The sequence below is a fragment of the Pseudomonas sp. B21-021 genome (assembly GCF_024749205.1).
GTDB lineage: Bacteria > Pseudomonadota > Gammaproteobacteria > Pseudomonadales > Pseudomonadaceae > Aquipseudomonas > Aquipseudomonas paraglycinae.
The window spans coordinates 149,606-172,102 of the sequence record NZ_CP087192.1; the positions used below are offsets into that span (position 1 = coordinate 149,606).

4 protein-coding genes are annotated in these 22,497 nt (G+C 62.7%); 3 read left to right on the forward strand and 1 reads right to left on the reverse strand.

Annotated elements, in window-relative coordinates:
- Positions 1-102: 102 nt before the first annotated feature.
- Positions 103-17,235, reverse strand: coding sequence for an immunoglobulin-like domain-containing protein (locus tag LOY31_RS00715; RefSeq protein WP_258712707.1), 17,133 nt, complete (start codon positions 17,233-17,235; stop codon positions 103-105).
- A gap of 359 nt (positions 17,236-17,594) precedes the next feature.
- Between LOY31_RS00715 and LOY31_RS00720 the strand changes: the two genes are divergently transcribed.
- From LOY31_RS00720 to LOY31_RS00730, 3 genes are read left to right on the forward strand one after another with little or no spacing between them, the layout of a single operon-like run.
- The gene (locus LOY31_RS00720; protein ID WP_192563030.1) at positions 17,595-18,947 is read left to right on the forward strand and encodes a TolC family outer membrane protein; all 1,353 of its coding nucleotides are present in this window, start codon (positions 17,595-17,597) and stop codon (positions 18,945-18,947) included.
- A gap of 34 nt (positions 18,948-18,981) precedes the next feature.
- The gene (locus LOY31_RS00725; protein WP_085608532.1) at positions 18,982-21,138 is read left to right on the forward strand and encodes a type I secretion system permease/ATPase; all 2,157 of its coding nucleotides are present in this window, start codon (positions 18,982-18,984) and stop codon (positions 21,136-21,138) included.
- The gene (locus LOY31_RS00730) at positions 21,128-22,495 is read left to right on the forward strand and encodes an HlyD family type I secretion periplasmic adaptor subunit (protein ID WP_007957729.1); all 1,368 of its coding nucleotides are present in this window, start codon (positions 21,128-21,130) and stop codon (positions 22,493-22,495) included. Before LOY31_RS00725 ends, LOY31_RS00730 begins: the two co-directional genes overlap by 11 nt.
- The last annotated feature ends 2 nt before the right edge of the window (positions 22,496-22,497 follow it).

Sequence of the window (22,497 nt, forward strand, 5' to 3'; positions counted from 1 at the left end):
AGCCAACTGCGCGCGAGTATGCGGTGCGCCGACGCAATCGTCACCGGTTCAAGCACCGCAAACGTGACGGCCGCCCCAAGTGGGGCGGCCGTTGTTCACGCATCAGCTGTTGTTGTGGTCGACCTTGATGGTCGGATCGCTGCCGGCAATCAGGTTGTGAATGTTGGCCGTGGACCAGTTGTTGCCTTCCAGCTTGATCGTCACGTCCGGTGTGGCGGCTGCGGCATCGCCCGAGTTGAACTTGCCGCCCGAGCTGACTTGCAGCGACGACACGCCGTCGACCGTGGTGATCTTCAGGAAGTTGTCGATGGTGCTGCCGGTCTCGCCCTGCAATAGGTCGCGCAGGTCGATGCGGTCGCCTTCGCTGGCCTTGAAGTCCTTGATCACGTCGTTGCCGGTGTCGCCCGCTTTCCAGACGAAGGTGTCGGCACCCGAACCACCGATCAGGATGTCGTTGCCCTGACCACCGATCAGCGTGTCGTTGCCGGTACCGCCGAGCAGGATGTCATTGCCCTTGCCGCCGTCGAGCAGGTCGTTGCCGCCCGAGCCGAACAGGATGTCGTTGCCCGCGCCGCCCAGCAGTGTGTCGTTGCCATCGTGGGCACCAGACACATCAAACGCCTGATAGTGCTCGGTGATGTACTGGTGCACGTTGCTGGTGGTGACTTTACTGACGTCGACCCCGGTTTCCTTGGCCACGAACGCCTGCATCGCCTGATAACCCTCGCCGGCAATGCCGTTGAAGCTCACCAGGTCGCCGAACAGGATGTCGTTGCCGTCGCCACCGCTGACGGTGTCGTTGCCCGGCATCGTCGCTTCGGTGTGGCCGATGATCGAGTTGGCCAGGTCCTTCGGATCGATGTTGGTCTGCGGCGCGTGGTCCGAGTCATACGGCTTCAGGTCGTTGAGGCTGACGCCGTTGTTGATGCCGATGGCCTCGACGGTCGACAGTTTGTCCAGCAGTGCGAAGCTGCTGGTGGAGTTGTCGGTGGTGGTCGAGCCGGTACTGTTGCCCGAACCTGCCAGGCTTGAGAACTCGTAAGTACCGTCGCCCTGGGCATGCAGGGTGCCGAAGTTCTGGTACGACCAGCTGCCGCCGGACTTGGTCCAGACCGTCACGTAGCCCGAGGCACTGATGTCGATCTGGTGCGTGCTGTCCGGGTACAGGCTGATGGCTTTGCCCAATTGATAGTTGCTGGTCGTGATCAGGCTATCGAGGGTTTTGTTGCCGTACAGCGTCGGGTTGGTCGCCTCGTTGCTCTGGTAGTAGGTCGGCTGGCCGTCGGTGATGAAGTACGTAAGGTTCTTCGCCCCGGTATTGGCCACGGCCTCGGCACTCTGGAACCAGTTGGCGGTGGTCTTGAACACGTCTTCGTAGTTGGTGCCGCCGCCGGACGACATCGAGTCCAGCACGGCCTTGAGCAAGGTCAGCGCGTTCGGGTCGTTGAGGTTCACCGACACCGACTTGTTGACCTGGGTATCGAAGTCCACCAGGAAGATGTTCACCGTGCCGGAGTTGCTGCCCAGGCTCTGCTTGAGGGTATTGAACACCGACGTCAGCGAGTCCTTGGCGGCGTTGATCGACGAGGCGCTCATACTGCCCGAGCTGTCGACCATGAACGCGATGTTGTAGTTGGTGCCCGGCACCACGGTCAGGCCGCCGATGTCGGCGACGATGATGTCGTTGCCGTCGGTGCCGGTGACGGTATCGTCGGCCGAGGTGGCGACAATCGAGTTGTAGACCGCCGGCACCACGGTGACCGGAATGGTCGCGGTGGTGCTGGCCGAGCCGCCCACGGCCTCGGTGGAAGTCGAGGTCACGGTCAGGTTGAACTGGCCGTTGTAGTAGGTCGGCGGGGTCACGGTTAGGGTGCCGAGGTTCCAGCCGGTGACGTTGGCGTCGCCGCTGGTGGCGGTCACGGTGAAGCTGTGGCCTGCGCCGTCGCTGAGCACCGAACCGACCGGTGCGCCGCTGATCTTGATGCTCAGGGTTTCCGAGCCGTCGGTGTCGGTCAGCGCGGTGCTGATCGACGACAGTTTCACCGTGGTGCCTTCGGCGCCGGTGTTGAGTTTGTAGCCGTCGTAATAGCCTTCGCCGTTGTTGCCGTGCAGATCGGAGACGGTCACGCCGGCATTCACCAGATCCTGCACGCCGGTGTAGATCGGCACGCCGGCACTGCTCAGGTCGATCGGCGTGCTGCCGTTGACCGACAGGTTGACGTCGTAGCTGCCCGGGCCGCTCTGGTTGTGGTGGTAAATGTCCAGGGTGTAGTAACCGCTGGTGGTCGGGGTGAACGAACCGTTGAGGTTGCCGCCCGCGCCCCACGTCGTGGACGCCACGTTCTTGCCGCCGATGGTCACCAGCAGGCTGTCGTCACCGGTACCGCTGAAGGTGTAGGTCTTGCCGGCTTCCAGATAGATCAGGCCCGAGGTTTTCGACGCAGTACCGGCGGTCACGCTGCCGTCGGACTGCACGTTGTTCACGGTGCCGCTGGTGTTCGGCTTGCCCGCGCCGTCGATCACGTTTTTCAGGGTGGTCGAATTCGCGCCGCTGCCGTCGGTGCCCAGGCCCGACAGACCGGTCCAGACTTCCTTGATCAGCCCGGTGGACTTCACGCTGTTGTCGGCGACCGACAGGGTCGGTGCATCCGCCACCGGCGTGATGTCGATCTTCACGGTGCCGGTGTTGCCCAGCAACTGGCCGTCGGTTGGCTGGAACTTGATCTGCGCGTAGTCAGCCTGGTTGTTGCCCAGGCCGGTGCCGCCGTAACCGTTCACGCCCGACTCGTTGGCATCCGGCAGGAAGCGCAGCTTGCCGGCGTCGATATCGGCCTTGCTGAAGGTCTGGTTGGTGGCGACGTCTTTCCAGGTCGAGCCGTCCAGGTACTGCAGTTTGCCTTCGCCCGGCAGCTGGGTGATTTTCACGCCCAGGCTGCTGGCCGGGCTGTCGACGTCGCTGACGCCGAAGGTCGACCAGCCGAGAACCAGCGGGGTGTCTTCGGTGCCGGTGACGTTAACCGGTGCAGCGACCGGCGCATCGTTGACTGCCACCACGTTGACCGTGGTGGTCGCAGTGTTGGAGTAGTTGCCGCCATCGGTCACGGTCACGGTGATGATCCGCGGCACGGTGCTCGGGTCTTCACTGCTGTTGGTGAAGCTGATGTTCTTGATGGCCTGCATGTAGTCGGCGAGCGTTGCGTTGCCGGACAGGGTCAGGGTGACGGTGCCGTTGGTGCTGTTGGCATTGATGGTGATGCCGTTGACGCTGTTGCCCAGGTTCAGCGCATCGCCGTCCTGACGGTTGGTCAGCACGACGGTGGCGCCGGTCAGCATGGTGCTGTCCGGGTCGGTGATCTTGATATCGGTGTCGGCAATTGATACGCCTGCGCCCGGGGTGTTCTCGGTGAAGGTCACCTTGTAGTCGGCACCCGTTGCACCGCTGGAGTTGTTGGCGTCGAGGTCGATGACCGGCGGTGCATCGTTGTCGATGATCGAGGTGCTGACGCTGCCATTGGTGCTGCTGACCGCCAGGTTTTCGAAGTTGCCGCCGGTGGCCGAGTCGATCTTGACCACGAAGTTTTCGGTGCCTTCGGTGATCTTGTCGTCGATGGTCGCAACGTTGAACTGCGCGCTGCTGGCACCGGCCGGGATCTTCACGGTGTACACGCCGGTGAAGTCCGAACCGTCGGCGGCGGTGCCGCTGTAGACGATTTTCAGGGTCACTTCGGTCTGCGCCGGGTGGGTCAGGCTGACGGTGTAGCTGGCGGTCTGGCCTTCGGTCACCGAGGTGCTGCCGGTGATGCTGACGGTGGTGGTGTCGATGGTATCGGTGACGCTGGTCACGGCTGGTGTGTTGCTGGTCACCAGGTTTTCGAAATTGCCGCCGGTGGCGTTGGTGATCGTGGCCTGCACGTTGCCGGCGTCCTTGTAGACGTCGTCGGCTGGCGCAGGAACGGTCACGGTGCCGGTGGTCTTGCCCGCTTCGATGGTGATCACCGAGCCGTTGCTCAGGGTCACGGTCACTGGTGAACCAGCGGCGTTGGTCAGGGTTGCGGTGTAAGTGATCGAACCACCTTCAGCCACGGTGCCGGTCGCGCTGAGCGACAGGTTGGTGGTGTCGATGGTGTCGGTGACGGTGGTGCTGACTGGAGTCTTATCAGCCACCAGATTCTCGTAGTTGCCGCCAGAAACGTTGGTGATCGAGTTGGTCAGCGGCGCGTGGCCGGTCAGCGCGTCGTTCGGCGCGGTGGTGGTCACGGTGCCGGTGGTTTTACCCACTTCGATGGTAATCGACTGACCGTTGGCCAGATTCACGGTTACCGGCGAGCCAGTCACCGGCGCACCCACGGTAGCGGTGTAGGTGACGGTTCCACCTTCAGCTGCCGTCGTGGTCGCGGTCAGTTTCACGGTGGTGGTGTCGATGGTGTCGGTGACGCTGGTCACCGCTGGCGTGGTGCTGGTGACCAGGTTCTCGAAATTACCACCGCTGGCGTTGGTGATCGTGGCCTGCACGTTGCCGGCGTCCTTGTAGACGTCGTCGGCTGGTGCAGGAACGGTCACGGTGCCAGTGGTTTTGCCCGCTTCGATGGTGATCACGGCGCCGTTGCTCAAGGTCACGGTCACCGGAGTGCCCGCAGCGTTGGTCAGTGTCGCGGTGTAAGTGATCGAACCACCCTCGGCCACGGTGCCGGTCGCGCTGAGCGTCAGGTTGGTGGTGTCGATGGTGTCGGTGACGGTGGTCGAGACCGGTGTCTTGTCGGCTACGAGGTTTTCGTAGTTGCCGCCAGAAACGTTGGTGATCGAGTTGGTCAGCGGCGTGTGGCCGGTCAACGCGTCGTTCGGCGCGGTGGTGGTCACGGTGCCGGTGGTTTTACCCACTTCGATGGTGATCGACTGACCGTTCGACAGATTCACGGTCACAGGCGAGCCAGTCACCGGCGCACCGACGGTGGCGGTGTAGGTGACGGTGCCACCTTCGGCCGCCGTCGTGGTCGCGGTCAGCTTCACGGTGGTGGTGTCGATGGTGTCGGTGACGCTGGTCACTGCTGGTGTGGTGCTGGTGACCAGATTCTCGAAGTTGCCACCGGTGGCGTTGGTGATGGTGGCCTGCACGTTGCCGGCGTCTTTGTAGACGTCGTCGGCTGGTGCTGCGACGGTCACGGTGCCCGTGGTTTTGCCGGCTTCGATGGTGATCACGGCGCCGTTGCTCAAGGTCACGGTCACCGGGGTGCCCGCAGCGTTGGTCAAGGTCGCGGTGTAAACGATCGAACCGCCCTCGGCGACCGAATTGGTGGCGCTGAGGGACAGGTTGGTGGTGTCGACGGTGTCGGTCACGGTGGTGCTGACCGGGGTCTTGTCGGCCACCAGATTCTCGTAGTTACCGCCGCTGACGTTGGTGATCGCGTTGGTCAGTGGCGCATGACCATTCAACACGTCGTTAGGCGCGGTGGTGGTGACGGTGCCGGTGGTTTTACCCACTTCGATAGTGATCGACTGGCCGTTGGACAGGTTTACGGTCACTGGCGAGCCAGTCACCGGCGCCCCCACGGTAGCGGTGTAGGTGACGGTGCCACCTTCAGCAGCTGTCGCGGTCGCGGTCAGCTTCACGGTGGTGGTGTCGATGGTGTCGGTGACGCTGGTCACCGCTGGTGTGGTGCTGGTGACCAGGTTCTCGAAGCTGCCACCGCTGGCGTTGGTGATCGTTGCCTGTACGTTGCCGGCGTCCTTGTAGACGTCATCGGCTGGCGCAGGAACGGTCACGGTGCCGGTGGTTTTGCCGGCTTCGATGGTGATCACGGCGCCGTTCGACAAGGTCACGGTCACTGGCGAGCCAGCGGCGTTGGTCAGGGTTGCGGTGTAGGTGATCGAACCACCTTCTGCCACGGTGCCAGTCGCGCTGAGCGACAGGTTGGTGGTGTCGACGGTGTCGGTGACGGTGGTCGAAACCGGGGTTTTATCAGCCACCAGATTTTCGTAGTTACCACCACTCACGCCGGTGATTGCGTTGGTCAGCGGCGCATGACCGGTCAACACGTCGTTCGGCGCGGTAGTGGTCACGGTGCCGGTAGTTTTGCCGACTTCGATGGTGATCGACTGACCGTTCGACAGGGTCACGGTGACTGGCGAGCCAGTTACTGGCGCGCCGACGGTGGCGGTGTAGACAACGTTGCCACCTTCAGCAGCTGTTGCGGTTGCAGTCAGCTTCACCGTGGTGGTGTCGATGGTGTCGGTGACGCTGGTCACCGCTGGCGTGGTGCTGGTCACCAGGTTTTCGAAGTTGCCGCCCGTCGCGTTGGTGATCGTGGCCTGCACGTTGCCGGCGTCTTTGTAGACGTCATCGGCTGGCGCTGCGACGGTCACGGTGCCCGTGGTTTTACCGGCTTCGATGGTGATGACAGCGCCATTGCTCAAGGTCACGGTCACCGGGGTGCCCGCAGCGTTGGTCAGGGTCGCGGTGTAGGTGATCGAACCACCTTCGGCCACGGTGCCGGTCGCGCTCAGCGACAGGTTGGTGGTGTCGACGGTGTCGGTCACGGTAGTGCTGACCGGGGTCTTGTCGGCCACCAGATTTTCGTAGTTGCCGCCCGTCACGTTGGTGATCGCGTTGGTCAGCGGCGTGTGGCCGTTGAGCGCATCGTTAGGCGCCGTGGTGGTCACGGTGCCGGTGGTTTTACCCACTTCGATGGTGATGCTCTGGCCATTCGACAGGTTCACGGTCACTGGCGAACCGGTCACAGGCGCGCCCACGGTCGCGGTGTAGGTGACAGTGCCGCCTTCAGCCGCCGACGCGGTCGCGGTGAGTTTCACCGTGGTGGTGTCGATGGTGTCAGTGACACTGGTTACTGCTGGCGTGGTGCTGGTGACCAGGTTTTCGAAGTTGCCACCGCTGGCATTGGTGATCGTCGCCTGCACGTTGCCGGCGTCTTTGTAGACGTCGTCGGCTGGCGCGGCAACGGTCACGGTGCCAGTGGTTTTGCCGGCTTCGATAGTGATCACGGCGCCGTTCGACAGAGTCACGGTCACTGGCGAGCCAGCGGCGTTGGTCAGGGTCGCGGTGTAGATGATCGAACCGCCCTCGGCAACCGAATTGGTGGCGCTGAGGGTCAGGTTGGTGGTGTCGACCGTGTCGGTGACAGTGGTCGAAACCGGGGTTTTGTCGGCGACGAGGTTTTCGTAGTTGCCGCCCGTCACGCCGGTGATCGCGTTGGTCAACGGCGTGTGGCCGGTCAGCGCATCGTTCGGTGCGGTGGTGGTGACGGTGCCAGTGGTCTTGCCCACCTCGATGGTGATCGACTGACCGTTCGACAGAGTCACGGTGACTGGCGAGCCGGTCACAGGCGCGCCCACGGTGGCGGTGTAAGTGACAGTGCCGCCTTCTGCCGCCGACTCGGTCGCGGTCAGTTTGACCGTGGTGGTGTCGATGGTGTCGGTGACTTCCGTTACGGCTGGGACAGTGCTCGGAACAAGGTTCTCGAAGTTGCCACCGGTGGCGGTCGAAATGGTTGCTTCGACTTTGCCGGCGTCTTTGTAGACGTCGTCCTTCGGCGCATCGACGGTCACAGTGCCGGTGGTTTTACCCGCCTCGATGGTGATCACGGCGCCGTTGCTCAAGGTCACGGTCACCGGGGTGCCCGCAGCGTTGGTCAGGGTGGCGGTGTAAGTGATCGAACCGCCTTCGGCCACCGAGTTGGTGGCGCTGAGGGTCAGATTGGTGGTGTCGACGGTGTCAGTGACGGTGGTCGAAACCGGAGTCTTGTCGGCTACGAGGTTTTCGTAGTTGCCGCCAGTCACACCCGTGATCGAGTTGGTCAGCGGCGTATGGCCGTTGAGTGCATCGTTCGGCGCGGTGGTGGTGACGGTGCCAGTGGTTTTACCCACTTCGATGGTGATCGACTGACCATTGGCCAGGGTCACGGTCACAGGTGAGCCGGTCACTGGCGCGCCAACAGTCGCGGTGTAAGTGACGGTGCCACCTTCAGCGGCCGTTTCGGAAGCGGTGAGCTTCACGGTCGTCGTGTCGATGGTGTCGGTGACTTCCGTTACGGCTGGAACGGTGCTCGGAACCAGGTTCTCGAAGTTGCCACCGGTTGCGTCCTTGATGGTCACTTCGACTTTGCCGGCGTCTTTGTAGACGTCATCGGCTGGCGCGGCAACGGTCACGGTGCCGGTGGTTTTACCGGCTTCGATGGTGATGACGGCGCCGTTCGACAGAGTCACGGTCAGCGGGGTGCCGGCCGGGTTGGTCAGGGTCGCGGTGTAAACGATCGAGCCACCTTCGGCCACGCTGTCGGTCGCGGTCAGCGACAGATTGGTGGTGTCGACGGTGTCGGTCACGGTGGTGCTGACCGGAGTCTTGTCGGCTACGAGGTTTTCGTAGTTTCCGCCAGTCACGCCCGTGATTGCGTTGGTCAGTGGTGCGTGACCATTCAACGCATCGTTCGGCGCGGTGGTGGTGACAGTGCCGGTGGTTTTGCCCACTTCGATGGTAATCGACTGACCGTTGGACAGCGTTACGGTGACTGGTGAACCGGTCACAGGCGCGCCCACGGTGGCGGTGTAAGTGACGTTGCCGCCTTCAGCTGCCGATTCAGTCGCGGTCAGTTTGACGGTGGTGGTGTCGATGGTGTCGGTGACTTCGGTCACGGCCGGAACGGTGCTCGGCACCAGGTTCTCGAAGTTGCCACCGGTGGCGGTCGAAATGGTTGCCTCGACTTTGCCAGCATCTTTGTAGACGTCGTCTTTCGGTGCATCGACGGTCACGGTGCCGGTGGTTTTGCCGGCTTCGATGGTGATCACAGCGCCGTTCGAAAGGGTCACGGTCACCGGAGTGCCGGCCGGGTTGGTCAGGGTCGCGGTATAAACAATCGAACCGCCCTCGGCCACCGAGTTGGTGGCGCTCAGGGTCAGGTTGGTGGTGTCGACGGTATCAGTGACGGTGGTCGAAACCGGCGTTTTGTCGGCCACGAGGTTTTCGTAGTTGCCGCCAGTCACGCCAGTGATCGCGTTGGTCAGCGGCGCGTGGCCGTTGAGCGCATCGTTCGGCGCGGTGGTGGTGACGGTGCCCGTGGTCTTGCCGACTTCGATCGTGATCGACTGTCCGTTGGACAGCGTCACGGTCACAGGCGAACCGGTCACAGGTGCGCCGACGGTAGCGGTGTAAGTGACGTTTCCGCCTTCAGCCGCCGACTCGGTCGCGGTCAGTTTCACCGTGGTGGTGTCGATGGTGTCGGTGACGTTGGTCACGGCCGGAACGGTGCTCGGCACCAGGTTCTCGAAACCGCCACCGGTGGCGGTCGAAATGGTTGCCTCGACTTTGCCGGCGTCTTTGTAGACGTCGTCTTTCGGCGCATCGACGGTCACGGTGCCGGTGGTTTTACCGGCCTCGATGGTGATGACGGCGCCGTTCGACAGGGTCACGGTCACCGGCGTACCCGCCGGGTTGGTCAGGGTCGCGGTGTAAGTGATCGAACCGCCCTCGGCAACCGAATCGGTGGCCGTCAGGTTCAGGTTGGTCGTGTCGACAGTGTCCGACACCGAGGTGTCGGCGGACTTGCCGTCCACCGCCAGATGTTCGTAGTTGCCACCGGTGGCCTTGTCGATGGTCACGCTCAGCGAGCTGCCGCCCGCCAGCGGGCTGTTCGGCGCGACGAAGTTCACGGTGCCGGTGGTCTCGCCGACGGCGATGGTGATGGTCTGGCCGTTGGACAGGGTCACGACGACCGGCGAGCCCGTCACTGGCGCCGTCACGGTCGCGGTGTAGACCACGGTTTCGCCTTCGGCGACGTTGGCGGTGGCGGTCAGCGACACGGTGGACGTGTCGATGGTGTCATTGACGGTGGTGACCGCCGGGGCGGTGCTGGTGACCAGGTTTTCGAAGTTGCCACCGGTGGTGGTCGAAATGGTCGTCTCGACTTTGCCGGCGTCCTTGTAGACGTCGTCCTTCGGTGCATCGACGGTCACGGTGCCGGTGGTTTTGCCGGCCTCGATGGTGATCACGGCGCCGTTGCTCAAGGTCACGGTCACCGGAGTGCCGGCGGCGTTGGTCAGGGTCGCGGTGTAGGTGATCTGGCCACCTTCGTTGACTTCCGGCGTGGCGCTCAGGGTCAGGTTGGTGGTGTCGACGGTGTCGGTCACGGTGGTGCTGACCGGCGTTTTGTCGGCCACGAGGTTTTCGTAGTTGCCGCCGCTCACGCCGGTGATCGAGTTGGTCAGCGGCGTATGGCCGTTGAGTGCATCGTTCGGTGCGGTGGTGGTGACGGTGCCGGTGGTCTTGCCGACTTCGATGGTGATCGACTGACCGTTGGCCAGGGTCACGGTCACAGGCGAACCGGTTACCGGGGCGCCGACGGTGGCGGTGTAAGTGACAGTGCCACCTTCAGCCGCCGACTCGGTCGCAGTCAGTTTCACCGTGGTGGTGTCGATGGTGTCAGTGACTTCGGTCACGGCCGGAGCAGTGCTCGGCACCAGGTTCTCGAAGTTGCCACCGGTTGCATCCTTGATGGTCACTTCGACCTTGCCGGCGTCTTTGTAGACGTCGTCTTTCGGCGCATCGACGGTCACGGTGCCGGTGGTTTTGCCGGCTTCGATGGTGATCACGGCGCCGTTCGACAGGGTCACGGTCACCGGCGTACCCGCCGGATTGGTCAGAATCGCGGTGTAGATGATCGAACCGCCTTCGGCCACCGAGTCAGTGGCGCTCAGGGTCAGGTTGGTCGTGTCGACGGTGTCGGTGACGGTGGTCGAAACCGGGGTCTTGTCGGCTACGAGATTCTCGTAATTGCCGCCAGACACGCCAGTAATCGCGTTGGTCAGCGGGGTGTGGCCGTTCAACGCGTCGTTCGGCGCAGTGGTGGTGATGGTGCCGGTGGTTTTGCCCACTTCGATGGTGATCGACTGACCGTTGGCCAGGGTCACGGTCACAGGCGAACCGGTTACCGGGGCGCCAACGGTGGCGGTGTAAGTGACAGTGCCGCCTTCAGCTGCCGACTCGGTCGCGGTGAGTTTCACCGTGGTGGTGTCGATGGTGTCGGTTACATCGGTGACAGCCGGAACAGTGCTTGGCACCAGATTCTCGAAGTTGCCGCCAGTTGCATCCTTGATGGTGACTTCGACTTTTCCGGCGTCTTTGTAGACGTCATCTTTCGGCGCATCGACGGTCACGGTGCCGGTGGTTTTACCGGCCTCGATGGTGATGACGGCGCCGTTGCTCAGCGTCACGGTCACCGGGGTGCCGGCCGGGTTGGTCAGGGTCGCGGTGTAAACGATCGAACCGCCCTCGGCCACCGAGTCAGTGGCGCTGAGGGTCAGGTTGGTCGTGTCGACGGTGTCGGTGACGGTGGTCGAGACCGGCGTTTTGTCGGCTACGAGGTTTTCGTAGTTACCGCCAGACACGCCAGTAATCGAGTTGGTCAGCGGGGTGTGACCGTTCAGCGCGTCGTTCGGCGCAGTGGTGGTGATGGTGCCGGTGGTTTTACCCACTTCGATGGTGATCGACTGACCATTGGCCAGGGTCACGGTCACAGGCGAACCAGTGACAGGTGCGCCAACAGTGGCGGTGTACGTAACGGTACCGCCTTCAGCTGCCGACTCGGTTGCGGTGAGTTTCACCGTGGTGGTGTCGATGGTGTCAGTGACTTCGGTAACGGCCGGAACATTGCTCGGCACCAGGTTCTCGAAGTTGCCACCAGTCGCATCCTTGATGGTGACTTCAACCTTGCCGGCGTCCTTGTAGACGTCGTCTTTCGGCGCATCGACAGTCACGGTGCCGGTGGTTTTACCGGCCTCGATGGTGATGACGGAGCCGTTGCTCAACGTCACGGTCACTGGAGTGCCAGCCGGATTGGTCAGGGTGGCGGTGTAGGTGATCGAGCCACCTTCGGCCACGGTGCCGGTCGCGGTCAGTGTCAGATCGGTGGTGTCGACGGTGTCGGTCACGGTGGTGCTGACCGGCGTCTTGTCGGCCACCAGGTTTTCGTAGTTGCCGCCGCTCACGCCAGTGATCGAGTTGCTCAGCGGTGTGTGACCGTTGAGTGCATCGTTCGGCGCGGTGGTGGTGATGGTGCCGGTGGTCTTGCCGACTTCGATGGTGATGGTCTGACCGTTGGCCAGGGTCACGGTGACCGGCGAACCAGTCACTGGCGCACCAACAGTGGCGGTGTAGGTGACGGTGCCACCCTCAGCCACCGACGTATCGGCGCTCAGCTTCACGGTCGACGTATCGATGGTGTCAGTCACTTCAGTGACGGCCGGAACGGTGCTCGGAACCAGATTCTCGAAGTTGCCGCCGGACGCATCCTTGATGGTCACTTCGACCTTGCCGGCGTCTTTGTAGACGTCATCGGCCGGAGCCGGAACGGTCACGGTGCCGGTGGTTTTACCCGCTTCGATGGTGATCACCGAGCCGTTGCTCAGAGTCACGGTCACTGGCGTGCCAGCTGGATTGGTCAGCGTGGCGGTGTAAACGATCGAACCGCCTTCGGCCACGGAACCTGTAGCGCTCAAGGTCAGGTTGGTGGTGTCGACGGTGTCGGTGACTGACGTCACGGCCGGAGTCTTGTCGGCGACCAGGTTTTCGTAATTGCCGCCGCTGGTGCCGTCGATCTTCACGCTCAGCGTGTTGCCGCCGGCCAGTGCATCGTTCGGTGCGGTGTAGTTGACGCTGGCGCTGCTGGCGCCGACCGGGATGGTGATGGTCTGGCCGTTGGACAGGGTCACGACCACTGGCGAACCGGTCACCGGTGCGGTGACGGAGGCGGTGTAAACCACCACGCCGCCTTCAACAGTGCTGGCCGTGGCGCTCAGGGAAACGGTGCTGTTGTCGATGGTGTCGGTGACGTCGGTCACCGCCGGGGTCTTGTCGACCACCAGGTTTTCAAAATTGCCGCCCGTGGTCTTGGTGATGCTGGCGTCGACTTTGCCGGCGTCCTTGTACACGTCGTCGCCCGGTGCGGCGACGGTGATGGTGCCGGTGCTCGCGCCTTTGGCGATGTTGATCACCGCGCCGTTGCTCAGGGTCACGGTCATGGCCGTGCCGGCCGGGTTGGTCAGGGTCGCGGTGTAGACGATCGAACCGCCCTCGGCGACCGAACCGGTGGCGCTCAGGCTGATGTTGGTGGTGTCGACGGTGTCGGTGACCTTGGTCACCACAGCCGTACGGTTGGCATCGACCTGTTCGAAGTTGCCGCCGCTGTGGCTGGCAATCGCGGTCTGCACCTTGCCGCCATCGATGTAAGGCGTGTTGGCCGGCGCAGGGAAATTCACCGAACCGCTAGTGGCACCGGCGGCGATGTTGATCACCGCGCCGTTGGCCAGGGTCACGGTCATGGCGGTGCCGGCCGGGTTGCTCAGGGTCGCGGTGTAGGTGATCTGGCCACCTTCGCTGACGGTGTCGCTGGCGCTCAGGGTCAGCGTGGTCTTGTCGATGGTGTCGTTGACCGTGGTGCTGACCGGCGTCTTGCTGACGTCGAGTTTCTCGAAGTTGCCACCGCTGGCATCGGTCATGGTCACGGTGAGCTTGCTGACATCCTTGTAGACGTCATCGCTCGGCGCCGGGATGGTCACCGAACCGCTGGTCTTGCCGGCCTCGATAACGATCGTCTGGCCGTTGCTCAGATTGACGGTCACCGGCGTCTGCGCGGCGTTGGTCAGGGTCGCGGTGTAAGTGATCGATGTGCCTTCGAGCACATAGCTTTCGGCGCTGAGAGTCAGGTGCGTGGTGTTGATGGTGTCGGCGACGTTGGTCACCGCTGGTGTCGGGTTGGCCACCAGGTTTTCGAAGTTGCCGCCGGAAGTGTCCTTGATGGTCACTTCGACTTTGCCGGCGTCTTTGTAGACGTCATCGGCTGGTGCGGGAACGGTCACGGTGCCAGTGGTTTTGCCGGCTTCGATGGTGATGACGGAGCCGTTGCTCAACGTCACGGTCACCGGGGTGCCGGCCGGGTTGGTCAGGGTGGCGGTGTAGACGATCTGCCCGCCCTCGTTGACGTTGCCGGTGGCGGTCAGCGATACGGTGGTGGTGTCCACGGTGTCGGTGATGGTGGTGCTGACCGGGGTTTTGTCGGCCACGAGGTTTTCGTAGTTGCCGCCGCTGACGTTGGTGATCGAGTTGGTCAGCGGTGCATGGCCGGCCAGTACGTCGTTCGGCGCTGTGGTGGTCACGGTGCCGGTGGTTTTACCGACTTCGATGGTGATCGACTGACCGTTGGCCAGGGTCACGGTCACCGGCGAGCCGGTTACCGGGGCGCCGACCGTCGCGGTGTAAGTGACGGTGCCGCCTTCAGCCGCCGATTCGGTCGCGGTCAGTTTGACGGTCGAAGTGTCGATGGTGTCGGTGACCTGGGTCACGGCCGGAACAGTGCTTGGCACCAGGTTTTCGAAGTTGCCGCCGGTTGCGCCGGAAATGGTCGCTTCGACTTTGCCGGCATCCTTGTAGACGTCATCTTTCGGTGCATCGACAGTCACGGTGCCAGTGGTTTTGCCGGCCTCGATGGTGATGACCGCGCCGTTGCTCAAGGTCACGGTCACCGGAGTGCCGGCCGGATTGGTCAGCGTCGCGGTGTAGATGATCGAGCCGCCCTCGGCCACGGAATCGGTGGCGCTCAGGGTCAGGTTGGTGGTGTCGACGGTGTCAGTGACGGTGGTCGAAACCGGAGTTTTGTCGGCGACCAGATTCTCGTAGTTGCCGCCGCTCACGCCGGTGATCGCGTTGGTCAGCGGTGCGTTGCCGGCCAATGCGTCGTTCGGTGCGGTGGTGGTGACGGTGCCGGTGGTTTTGCCGACTTCGATGGTGATCGACTGACCGTTAGCCAGGGTCACGGTGACCGGCGAGCCGGTTACCGGGGCGCCAACTGTCGCGGTGTAAGTAACGGTGCCACCTTCAGCTGCTGACTCGGTCGCGGTCAGTTTGACGGTGGTCGTGTCGACGGTATCGGTCACGTCGGTAACAGCCGGAACGGTGCTTGGCACCAGGTTCTCGAAGTTGCCGCCGGAGGCGTCCTTGATGGTCACTTCGACTTTGCCGGCGTCTTTATAGACGTCATCGGCAGGGGCCGGAACGGTCACGGTGCCAGTGGTTTTGCCCGCTTCAATGGTAATGACGGAGCCATTGCTCAACGTCACGGTCACCGGGGTGCCGGCCGGATTGGTCAGGGTCGCGGTGTAAACAATCGAACCACCCTCGGCGACGGTGCCGGTGGCGCTCAGGGTCAGGTTGGTGGTGTCGGCAACGTCTGTCACCGTGGTCGAAACCGGAGTCTTGTCGGCCACCAGATTTTCGTAATTACCGCCGGAAACGCCGGTGATCGAGTTGGTGAGTGGTGCATTGCCGGTCAACGCATCGTTCGGCGCAGTGGTAGTCACGGTACCGGTGGTTTTGCCCACTTCGATGGTGATCGACTGACCGTTGGCCAAGGTCACGGTGACCGGCGAACCGGTCACTGGCGCGCCGACAGTAGCGGTATAAGTGACAGTGCCACCTTCAGCTGCCGACTCGGTCGCGGTGAGTTTCACCGTGGTGGTGTCGACGGTGTCAGTGACTTCGGTAACGGCCGGAACAGTGCTTGGCACCAGGTTCTCGAAGTTGCCGCCGGTGGCGTCCTTGATGGTGACTTCGACTTTGCCGGCGTCTTTGTAGACGTCATCGGCTGGTGCCGGAACGGTCACGGTGCCGGTGGTTTTGCCAGCCTCGATGGTGATGACGGAGCCGTTGCTCAACGTCACGGTCACCGGGGTGCCAGCAGGATTGGTCAGGGTTGCGGTGTAGACGATCGAACCGCCTTCGGCCACGGAACCGGTAGCGCTCAGCGACAGGTTGGTGGTGTCGATGGAGTCGGTGACGGTGGTGGTCGCTGGCGTCGTGTTCGGCACCAGATTCTCGAAATTGCCGCCGGTAGCACCGGTAATAGTGGTGCTGACGGTGCCGCCGTTGTTGTAGACGTCATTCGGTGCGGTCGGCACGTTGACGCTGCCGGTGGTCTGACCGGCGCCGATGGTGATGGTCGAGCCGTTCGACAGGGTGACGGTCACCGGCGTCTGCGCCGGGTTGGTCAGGGTCGCGGTGTAGGTGATCTGGCCACCTTCGACCACGGTGCCGGTAGCGGTCAGGGTCAGGCCGGTGGTGTCTCGCGAATCGACGATCGTGGTAACGGCCGGTGTCGGGTTCGGCACCAGGTTCTCGAAGTTGCCGCCGGTGGCACCGGTGATGGTGGTGGTGACGGTGCTGCCGTTGTTATAGACGTCATTCGGCGCGGTCGGCACGTTGACGGTGCCGGTGGTCTGGCCGGCGCCGATGGTGATGGTCGAGCCGTTGGACAACGTGACGGTCACCGGCGTCTGCGCCGGGTTGGTCAGCGTGGCGGTGTAGGTGATCTGACCGCCCTCGGTCACGCTTGGCCCCGCCGTCAGAGTGACGGTGGTGGTGTCGATGGTGTCGGTGACCTGGGTCGTGGCCGGGGTGGTCGGCGGGGTCACGGTGATGCCGCCGCCGCCGGTGGTGCCGGTGACCGTCACGTCGATCTGGGTCGGGTCGTTATAAACAGTGTCGTTCGGTGCCAGTGGCACGTTGACGGTGCCGGTGGTGGAACCGGCCGGTATCACGATCACCGCGCCGTTGGACAGGGTGATGGTCAGGTCGGTCAGCGGCGCCTGGGTCAGGGTCGCGGTGTACACCAGCACGCCGCCGGCTTCGGTGATGCTCGGCGTGGCGCTGAGGCTCAGGGTCGATTCGCGCAGGGCATTGGCGTTGGTGTCGGTGGTCTGGCCGCCGGTGATGTTCTGCGCGGCTTGGCCGGCAGCGTTGATGCCCGCAGTCGGGAAACCGATGGTTGGGTCGACGCGGCCGGCGGTCGCATCGAGCATCACGAAGCTGTGACCGCCACCGGCGGCACCGCCAGTCCCCGCGGCGCTCGGGCCGGCAGCGGTGGCATCAAGAGCGGTGGTCGGGTCGACGCCCGCGGCGATGGCTTGTTGCAGTTCTTCTACCGACGGCGCGGCTTGCGCGGTGGCTTCGGCCAGGTCGGTGCTGGAGTCCGGGGTATCGGCGCTCCACTGGGTGTCACGGCCCAGATCGATCGTGCGGCCATCGGCCAGTTCCAGGGACACGGCGCCGGAAACGCCGGTGTCGACCTGATCGCCGGCAAACAGTCGGTCGCCTTCAACGAGTACGCGACGGACGCCCTCTGGGGACACCACGAAAACCTGACCGACAATGCTTTTGACGATGGCAACAACACTGCTCATTGAAGACTCTCCGGGTGTCACGTTCAGTTGACTTCCATAGACCTGATGGCTGTCTGCGCCGATTCAGTCTGGACGTACTTTTTAAAAAAGATGAAACAAAGTTGACGCTGCTGTTCGTCAATATTTTGGCTAGATTCTTTCGCTATTAACTTTATGCCAAACTATTGACCTTCTGGGTGCCATCCTAAACAATCGTCCCAGTAATGTCACATTGATATTTATGCGGCGACCTGCCCTTCAGCGTGTGATCCAGTTCCGGTTTTAAACTTTCCGACATACGGTCATTCCGGTTGCCATCTTCCGACGCAGCTCACCAATTTGCTGTGATTCAAGACAAGAAGTTCTGGGAAATCTTTACCATGCGTTCGCACCTGTTCAAGGCTCTACCCTTCGCTCTCGCCGCCTCTTTCGTACAAGCACAATCCTTACCAGAAGCCATGCAGCAGGCGCTGGATGTCCATCCGGAAATCCAGGCAGGGGTCAACAGTCGGCTGGCCGCGGATTATCAATTAAAGGCTGCAAAAGGTGGATACCTGCCCAAGGTCGATCTGCTGGGCGGTTATGGTCGTGAAGGCACCGACAGCGTGACCACCCGCGCCAATGGTGGCGGCAATCACTGGGAAACCCTGAACCGCAGCGAGTCAAGTTTACGTCTGTCGCAAATGGTTTTTGACGGTTTTGCGACGTCCAGCGAAGTCGGGCGTCAACAAGCCACCGTCAACTCCCGCGCGTATTCCCTGCTCGGCACTTCCGAACGCACCGCGCTGACCGTGGCCCAGGTTTATCTGGATGTGCTGACCCGTCGCGAATTCGTGCGTCTGGCCGAAGAAAACCTCAAAAGCCACCAACGCATCTACGACCAGATCCAGCTGCGCACCCAGCGCGGCGTCGGCAGCGGTGCCGACCTCGATCAGGCCGAAGCGCGGATGGCCCAGGCCCGCAACAACCTGATCACCGAGCAGACCAATCTCGCCGACTCGGAAACCAACTTCCTCAGCGCCGTCGGCCAGATGCCCGATCAACTGGAGCGTCCGGCGCCGTTCATGGCGATGATGCCGGCCAACCTGAATGAAGCCCGCGCGCAGATGCTGGAAAACAGCCCGATCCTGCGCTCGGCCGAGTCCGATATCGCCGCTGCCGAGAAGCAGTACGAGACCGCCAAGTCGACCTTCTACCCGCGCTTCGACGCCGAGCTGGGCCGCACTGCCGACAACGACCTCGACGGCCAGAACGGTCACAACAACGAATGGCAGGCCATGTTGCGCATGCGCTTCAACCTGTATTCGGGCGGCAGCAACAAGGCGGATCTGGAATCCAAGTCCTACCTGTCGAACCAGGCGCTGGACATCCGCAACAACGCCTTGCGCCAATTGAATGAAGAACTGGGCCTGGCCTGGAACGCCCTGAACAACGCCAATGCCCAGGTGCCGATCGCTCAGCAGTACGTTGATCACAGCACCTCGGTGCGCACTGCTTACCAGCGCCAGTTCAGCCTCGGCGAACGGACCCTGCTGGATTTGCTCGACAGTGAAAACGAGCTGTTCACCGCTTCGCGGCGTCTGGCTGAAATCAAAAACATTCAGTTATTTACTCAGTATCGAATCAAGGCGACCATGGGCGAATTGCTCAAGAGCCAGGGAGTGGTCGCACCATTGGCATCCGTTGTGCAGAACGACGTGAAGCCCAAGGTCCAGCTGCCTGGGATGAATTGAGTTGTCCCTTTTCAACTGCTAAAGAGTGTCGAGCGTGGAATCAGAAGTCAGTCGAGTTCATCTCAGTCATGATCCACGCGCGTTGCACGACGATCCGTTACTGGATGGTCTGCTCGCTCTTTGCATGCTCCACCAGAAACCCGCCAGCGCGGCGATGCTGACCACCGGCCTGCCGCTGCCCAAACAACGCCTGAGTGTCGAGCTGTTGCCCCGTGCAGCGGCGCGCGCCGGGCTGCAAGGGCGGGTGCTGCAGCGCAAGCTGGAAGAAATTCCGACGATTGCCATGCCGGCGCTGTTGCTGCTCAAGGATGGCCGCAGCGCTGTCCTGCTCGGCTGGCAGGGTGAGAACGACGCGCGGGTGCTGCTCAGCGAAAGCGACGGCGGCGAGTCCCTGGTCAGCCGCGAGCTGCTGGCCGACGACTACACCGGCAAAGTGTTCTTCGCCCAGCCCCAGCACAAATTCGACGTCAACCACGGCACGCTGATCCCGCGTGCGCGCTCGTGGTTTCGCGACACCCTGAAGCGTTCGCGCTGGCTGTACGCCGACGCCATCGCCGCCAGTTTCCTGATCAACATCATCGCCATGGCCGCGCCGCTGTTCGTGATGAACGTCTACGACCGCGTGGTGCCGAACCAGGCCGAAGCGACCCTGTGGGTGCTCGCGCTGGGCATCACCGGCGCCTATATGTTCGACCTGATCCTCAAGAGCCTGCGCAGCCTGTGCCTGGATCTGGCCGGCAAGAAAACCGACCTGATCATCTCCGCCACGCTGTTCGAACGCATCGTCGGCATGGCCATGAAATACCGCCCGGCGCGGGTCGGCAGCTTTGCCCAGAACATCCACGAGTTCCAGAGCCTACGCGACTTCCTCGCCTCGCTGACCCTGACCAGCCTGATCGACCTGCCGTTCACCATCCTGATCTTCATCGTCATCGCGATTCTCGGCGGGCATCTGGTGTGGATTCCGGTGCTGGCCTTCCCGATTGCGCTGCTGATCGGCTACGCCTTGCAGAAGCCGCTGGTGGCAACCATGGAACGCACCATGGCCCTCGGCGCCGAGCGTCAGTCGAGCCTGATCGAAACCCTCGCCGGCCTCGACGCGGTGAAGGTCAACAACGCCGAAAGCGAACGCCAGTATCAGTGGGAACAGACCATCGGCACCCTCAGCCGTCTCGAGCTGCGGGTGAAAATGCTCTCCGGTCTGGCGATGAACATCACCCTGCTGATCCAGCAACTGGCCGGGGTGATCATGATCGTCTTCGGCGTGTACCAGATCATCGCCGGCAACCTGAGCATGGGCGGCCTGATCGCCTGCTACATGCTCAGTGGCCGCGCCCTCAGCCCGCTGGCATCGCTGTCCGGTCTGCTGACCCGCTACCAGCAGGCGCGGGTCACCATGACCTCGGTCGACCAGATGATGGAGTTGCCGCAGGAGCGCAATTTCGAAGAGCGCCCGTTGAGCCGCAAGGTTCTGCAAGGCGCCATCGAATGCCGCCAGCTCAACTTCACCTACCCGGAACAACAGAACCCGGCGCTGAAGAACATCAACCTGGTGATTCGTCCCGGCGAGAAGATCGGCATCATCGGCCGCAGCGGTTCCGGCAAAAGCTCACTGGCGAAACTGCTGGTCGGCCTGTATCAGCCGGACGACGGCGCGTTACTGGTGGATGGCGTCGACATCCGCCAGATCGACGTCAGCGAGCTGCGCTACAACATCGGCTATGTGCCGCAGGACATCCAGCTGCTGGCCGGCACCCTGCGCGACAACCTGGTTTCCGGCGCCCGTTACGTCGAGGACGAGCTTGTCCTGCAGGCCGCCGAATTGGCCGGCGTCCACGAATTCGCCCGTCTGCACCCGCAGGGTTATGAGCTGCAAGTCGGCGAGCGCGGGCAGAACCTGTCCGGCGGTCAGCGCCAGAACGTCGCCCTGGCCCGGGCGCTGTTGCTCAATCCGCCGATCCTGTTGCTCGACGAACCGACCAGTGCGATGGACAACACCGGCGAAGAACGCCTCAAGCAACGCCTCGCGGCGGTGGTGGAAAACAAGACCGTGGTGCTGGTGACGCACCGGGCATCGCTGCTGTCGCTGGTCGATCGCCTGCTGGTGGTCGACCGTGGACAGATCCTCGCCGACGGCCCGAAAGCGGCCGTCATGGAAGCGTTGAAGAAGGGGCAGATCAGTGTTGCTTAAGTCGGGTTTCAAGGATTCGATCCGCCGCTACTTCAAGGGCTCGGCATCGCTGCAGGGCCAGCCGCTGCCGGAGGTCAACAAGGCCTTGATCGAGGACGCGCCGCGCGTGGTGCGGCTGACGATCTGGGCGATCATCGGTTTCTTCGTGTTCCTGATGCTCTGGGCCAACTTCGCCGTCATCGACGAAGTGACCAAGGGCGACGGCAAAGCGATTCCCTCGTCGAAGATCCAGAAAATCCAGAACCTCGAGGGCGGGATCGTCTCCGAGCTGTTCGTCAAGGAAGGCCAGATCGTCGAAGCCGGCGCGCCGCTGGTTCGCCTGGACGACACGCGATTTGCGTCCAACGTCGGTGAGACCGAGGCTGATCGACTGTCGATGTTGCTGCGGGTCGAGCGTCTGAGCGCCGAGGTCGATGACCGGCCGCTGAATTTCCCCGAGGACGTGCTCAAAGCCGTGCCGGGTCAGGCGAAAAGTGAAGAATCGTTGTACATCAGCCGTCGTCAGCAATTGCACGACGAGGTCGGTGGTTTGCAGGAACAGTTGATCCAGCGTCAGCAAGAACTGCGCGAGTTCACCTCGAAGCAGGCGCAATATCGCCAGCAACTGGGCCTGCAACGCCAGGAAATCAACATGTCCGAGCCGCTGGTGGCCCAGGGCGCGGTGTCGCCGGTGGAAGTGCTGCGACTCAAGCGTGCCGAAGTGGAAACCCGTGGTCAGCTCGACGCCACCACCCTGGCAATTCCGCGCGCCGAATCGGCGATCAAGGAAGTGCAGCGCAAGATTGACGAGACTCGCGGCAAGTTCCGCAGCGAAGCCCTGACTCAGCTCAACGAAGCGCGCACCGACCTGAACAAGGCCCAGGCCACCGGCAAGGCGCTGGAAGACCGGGTCAGCCGTACGCTCGTCACCTCGCCGGTGCGGGGCATCGTCAACAAGATGCTGGTCAACACCATCGGTGGCGTGATCCAGCCGGGCAGCGACCTGCTGGAAATCGTGCCGCTGGATGACACTCTGCTGGTCGAAGCGAAGATCCGCCCGCAGGACATCGCGTTCCTGCATCCGGGCCAGGAAGCCACGGTGAAATTCACCGCGTATGACTACACCATCTACGGTGGTCTGAAGGCCAAGCTGGAACAGATCGGCGCCGACACCATCACCGACGAAGACAAGAAAACCACCTACTACATCATCAAACTGCGCACCGAACGCAGCCATCTCGGCACTGACGAGAAACCGTTGCTGATCATCCCCGGGATGGTGGCGTCGGTGGACATCATCACCGGCAAGAAGACGGTGCTGAGCTATCTGCTCAAGCCGATCATCCGGGCGCGGGCAGAGGCGCTGCACGAGCGGTAAAT

Coding starts and splice junctions, on each gene's coding strand:
- LOY31_RS00715 (WP_258712707.1), bottom strand. CDS start 17,235: ATGAGCAGTGTTGTTGCCATCGTCAAAAGCATTGTCGGTCAGGTTTTC.
- LOY31_RS00720 (WP_192563030.1), top strand. CDS start 17,595: ATGCGTTCGCACCTGTTCAAGGCTCTACCCTTCGCTCTCGCCGCCTCT.